This window comes from Curtobacterium sp. 18060 (assembly GCF_902706105.1).
Taxonomy (GTDB): Bacteria; Actinomycetota; Actinomycetes; order Actinomycetales; family Microbacteriaceae; genus Curtobacterium.
Map to the genome: position 1 here is coordinate 1 of NZ_CACSJV010000095.1, position 4,383 is coordinate 4,383.

Annotated in this window: 3 protein-coding genes; all 3 read left to right on the forward strand. The window is 71.9% G+C overall.

Annotated elements, in window-relative coordinates; translation table 11 throughout:
* Positions 1–263 precede the first annotated feature (263 nt).
* From mtrA to GVL05_RS19630, 3 genes are read left to right on the forward strand one after another with little or no spacing between them, the layout of a single operon-like run.
* Positions 264–938 carry an MtrAB system response regulator MtrA gene (gene mtrA / locus GVL05_RS19620; protein ID WP_123292246.1) on the forward strand — a complete coding sequence of 225 codons (675 nt, stop codon included), beginning with the start codon at positions 264–266 and terminating at the stop codon, positions 936–938.
* 5 nt (positions 939–943) lie between these two features.
* Complete coding sequence (mtrB, locus tag GVL05_RS19625) at positions 944–2,665, forward strand: MtrAB system histidine kinase MtrB (protein WP_235036080.1); 1,722 nt, start codon at positions 944–946, stop codon at positions 2,663–2,665.
* Positions 2,665–4,359: a GerMN domain-containing protein gene (locus GVL05_RS19630; protein ID WP_123292247.1), complete on the forward strand. Its 1,695-nt coding sequence runs from the start codon at positions 2,665–2,667 to the stop codon at positions 4,357–4,359. Before mtrB ends, GVL05_RS19630 begins: the two co-directional genes overlap by 1 nt.
* Positions 4,360–4,383 lie beyond the last annotated feature (24 nt).

Here is a 4,383-nt window from a genome sequence, read left to right on the forward strand (position 1 = left end):
GCGCGGAGAAGCGGGGCGGGCCTCCCGGCTGTCCCTGCCACGCGACCTGCTGCCCGGCGCCCTGCTGCCCGGCCCCCTGCTGACCACCGCCAGGCGTCTGCCAATCGGACATGACCTCGGCCCCCTTCGTCGTGTCGGTCCGCGCTGCGACGCGCGGTCCACCTCCATCCTGGCGGAAAACGCCGCGTGACGGGGCCTCGGCTATCGTGTGGGGACACGTGCCGACCCGGCACCACCCGCACGCCACACGGAGTCCACATCACATGACACCGCGCATCCTCGTCGTCGACGACGACCAGGCCCTCGCCGAGATGATCGGCATCGTCCTCCGCTCGGAGGGCTACGAACCCGAGTTCAGCGCCGACGGCAACGACGCCGTCGACGCGTTCCACAGCACGAAGCCGGACCTCGTCCTGCTCGACGTGATGCTCCCGGGCATCGACGGCATCGAGGTCTGCAAGCGCATCCGTGCCGAGAGCGGCACGCCGATCATCATGCTCACCGCCAAGAGCGACACCGCCGACGTCGTCCTCGGCCTCGAGAACGGTGCCGACGACTACGTCGTCAAGCCGTTCAACCCGAAGGAGCTCGTCGCCCGCATCCGCACGCGGCTGCGGCCGAGCGCCACCGACGCCACGGTGCTGCACGTCGGTGACGTGACGGTCGACGTCGCCGGGCACGAGGTCCGCCGCGGTGACACCGTCATCGCGCTCACCCCGCTCGAGTTCGACCTGCTCCGCGCGCTCGCCGAGAAGCCGAACCAGGTCTTCACCCGCGAGATGCTGCTCGAGCAGGTCTGGGGCTACCACTACAAGGCCGACACCCGCCTGGTGAACGTGCACGTCCAGCGCCTGCGCGCGAAGATCGAGCACGACCCGGACAACCCGAAGACCGTCACCACGGTCCGCGGCGTCGGGTACCGGGCCGGAGGAGCCTGACCACCGTGCCGCCCGCCCCGCCCGCCGGCACCGCTCCCGGCACGGCAGCCGGTGCCGCCCCCGGCACGGCCACCGTGTCGATCGGGGTGGTCGGCCGTGGCCGACGACGGATGCGCCGCTGGGTCCGCCGTGGCTGGCGGCCCGTCGCGTACGTGTGGCGTCGGTCCCTGATGTTCCGCTCGGTCGCCATCACCGTGATGACGACCGGACTGGCGGTCGGGATCATCGGCACCGCCGTCATGGTGAGCATCTCGACGAACGTCTACTCGCAGCGCCGCGACCAGATCGAGTCCGAGTCGGCCCGCGCGACCATCGTCGCGCAGGGGATCTTCGACGCCGCCACCGCGGCCGAGGACAACAACCAGTCCGAGCTCGAGACGCTGCAGAACGAGGCGCAGCAGGCGATCCTGTCGAACACGACGAGCCCCGGCGGCACGAGCATCGCGATCGAGCGGAGCCCGGACCAGTCCACGCCGCAGACGCTGCAGACCATCGCGAGCCAGGACTTCCCGGACGCCGTCATCACGGACGCCCTGCGCAAGGAGGTCGGCGCGAACACCGGCAAGCTCAGCCTGCAGCCGGTGCAGCTCGACGACGACGGCCGCCGCGTGCCCGGGTTGGCCGTCGGCTCCACGCTGCAGATCCCGAGTGCCGGCCAGTACGAGCTGTACCTGGTCTACGACCTGTCCGATGCCCAGCAGACCCTGGACTTCGTGTCGCAGACGCTCTCGATCGGCGGCGTCGCGCTCATGGTGCTCATCGCCCTGGTGACCTCGCTCGTCGTCCGGCTGGTCGTGGTCCCGATCCGCGAGGCAGCGGAGACGAGCCGCAAGATCGCCGCCGGACGCCTCGACGAACGCATCCCGGTGCGCGGCCAGGACGACCTGGCGACCCTCGCGCGGAGCTTCAACGGCATGGCCGAGGCCGTCAGCCGGCAGATCACCCAGCTCGCCGAGCTCTCCCGCGTGCAGCAGCGCTTCGTGTCGGACGTGTCCCACGAGCTGCGCACGCCGCTCACCACCATCCGGCTCGCCGGTGACATGCTCTTCGACTCCCGGCACGCGTTCGAGCCCTCGGTCGGGCGCTCGGCCGAGCTCCTGCACGCCCAGGTGGAGCGGTTCGAGCTGCTGCTCGCCGACCTGCTCGAGATCTCCCGCTACGACGCGCAGGCCGTGCAGCTCGACACCGAGCCGTCGGTGCCGGCGGCGCTCGCCGCGGACATCGTCGAGGAGTTCCGCCCCCTGGCCGAACGCGCCGGCATCGACCTGCAGCTCGCCACCCCCGGCGGCCACACCACGATGCGACTCGACGCCAAGCGCGTCCGCCGCATCCTGCGCAACCTGGTCGGCAACGCGATCGAGCACGGTGACGCCAAGCCCGTCCAGGTCGTCGTCGACAGCGACGCCCGCACGGTCGCCATCGCGGTGCGCGACCAGGGCGTCGGCATGCCGCCGGAGGACGCAGCACGGGTGTTCGACCGGTTCTGGCGCGCCGACCCGAGCCGCAAGCGCACCATCGGCGGCACCGGCCTGGGTCTCGCGATCAGCCTGGGCGACGCGAAGCTCCACGGCGGTCGGATCGACGTGTGGTCGCGCCCCGGTCAGGGGTCGACCTTCGTGCTGACGCTGCCCCGCAACGAACAGGTCACCGCCGTGACGTCGGCGATCCCGCTGCCCGAGCTCGACGAGTCGTACGACGGCCCCCGCGCCGTGCGAGAGGAGTCCTGATGCGTCCCCGTCTCCGTCCCCGCTTCCGGCACGTCGTCGCCGCGGCGCTGGCGGCGGTCAGCGTGCTGGCGCTCACCGCCTGCGCCGCCATCCCCGTCGACGGCGCCGTCCGCACCGGGCAGACGATCAAGGACGAGTCGCTGTCCGGCGTCGACTTCCGGCCGGACAAGCCGATCACCGGCTCCGACCAGACGGCGATCCTGCGCGGGTTCATCGCGGCGGCCACCGGTGCACAGGACAACTACGCCATCGCCCGGCAGTTCCTCGCCTCGGACTTCTCGCAGCAGTGGAACCCGCGGCAGGGCGTCACGATCCGCGACGGCAGCGGCACCGTCGAGCGCGCCGACGACCGCGAACTGACGTACACGCTCACCGCGAGCGCGACGGTGGACTCCGAGGGGGAGTACACCCAAGCGGTCCGCCCGACCTCGTCCACGCTGACGTTCCAGTTCACCCGCGAGGACGGCGAGTGGCGCATCGCCTACGCCCCGGACGGCATCATCCTGTCCCCGGTGAGCTTCGACTCCGTCTTCCAGCAGCACGCCCTGTACTTCTACGACCCGACGTTCCGGTTCCTCGTGCCCGACGAGCGCTGGTTCCTCGCCCGCTCGTCCACCAGCACCCGCATCGCCAGCGCCCTGATGGCCGGTCCCGCCGACTGGTTGAAGGGCGCCGTGGTCTCGTCGTTCCCCGAGGGCACCCAGCTCTCCCTGAACGCGGTCACCATCGACAGCGGCACGGCACTCGTCGACCTGTCCAGCGACGCCCTGCGGGCCAGCACCGTCGACCGCGTCCGGATGCGCGAGCAGCTGAGCAAGTCGCTCGCCTCGGTCGCCACGATCTCGTCGGTGTCGATGACCATCGAGGGCGCGAGCCTGTCCGTCCCGGACTCGAGCGGGGCGAACGCGCAGCAGAACCCGGACGTCGACCCCCGCCCCCTCGTCGACGAGGACGGTGTGGTCGGCTACGCGGCCACGGGCACCGGCAAGGTCTCGAAGCTCGGCGGCGGCGTCGGCGACACCGTGGCCGGCCTCGACCCGACCTCGATCTCGCTGTCCGCCTCCGGCACCACGGCCGCCGTCGGCAACCGCGACGGTGCCGTCGTCGTCCGCGGCGACGACCACCTGCGCGTCGACGCCCGCGAGGACCTCGTCGCCCCCGCGATCGACGACCTCGGGTTCGTGTGGGTCGGCCAGTCGTCGGACACCCGCCGGATCACCGCCTACGGCCTCGGCGGCGACCCGCACCAGGTCGCGACGTCGTTGCCGCGCGGCGACCTCGTGTCGTTCCAGGTCTCCCGCGACTCGACCCGGGCACTCGCCCTGATCCAGACCGCCGACGGCCCCGGCCTGTACGTGATGGCGATCATCCGCGGGTCCGACCGGTCCCCGACGTCGTTCGGCGCAGCCGTCCGGGTGCAGGCAGCCACCGGCGACGCGGTCGGGGCGACGTGGGTGAACGACACCGACGTGGCCTCGGTCGGGCAGACCACGGCCGGGCCGAACGTCGTCCGGACCACCATCGGCGGGCAGTCGAGCACCCTGCCGAAGCCGGACGGTCGTGCGACCTCGATCAGCGGCGGGAGCGGTGGTGCTCTGCTGCTCCGGATGTCGAGCGGGTCGGTGCTGCAGTCGACCGGCGGCGGTTGGGACACCACCGGCGTGACCGCCGACGTGCTCGGCGTCCAGCGCTGACGTCGCGGTCACCCCTCCACACCC

What these genes read in the sequence shown, in the direction of transcription:
- mtrA (WP_123292246.1), top strand. Translation starts at nt 264, where the DNA reads ATGACACCGCGCATCCTCGTCGTCGACGACGACCAGGCCCTCGCCGAG.
- GVL05_RS19630 (WP_123292247.1), top strand. Translation starts at nt 2,665, where the DNA reads ATGCGTCCCCGTCTCCGTCCCCGCTTCCGGCACGTCGTCGCCGCGGCG.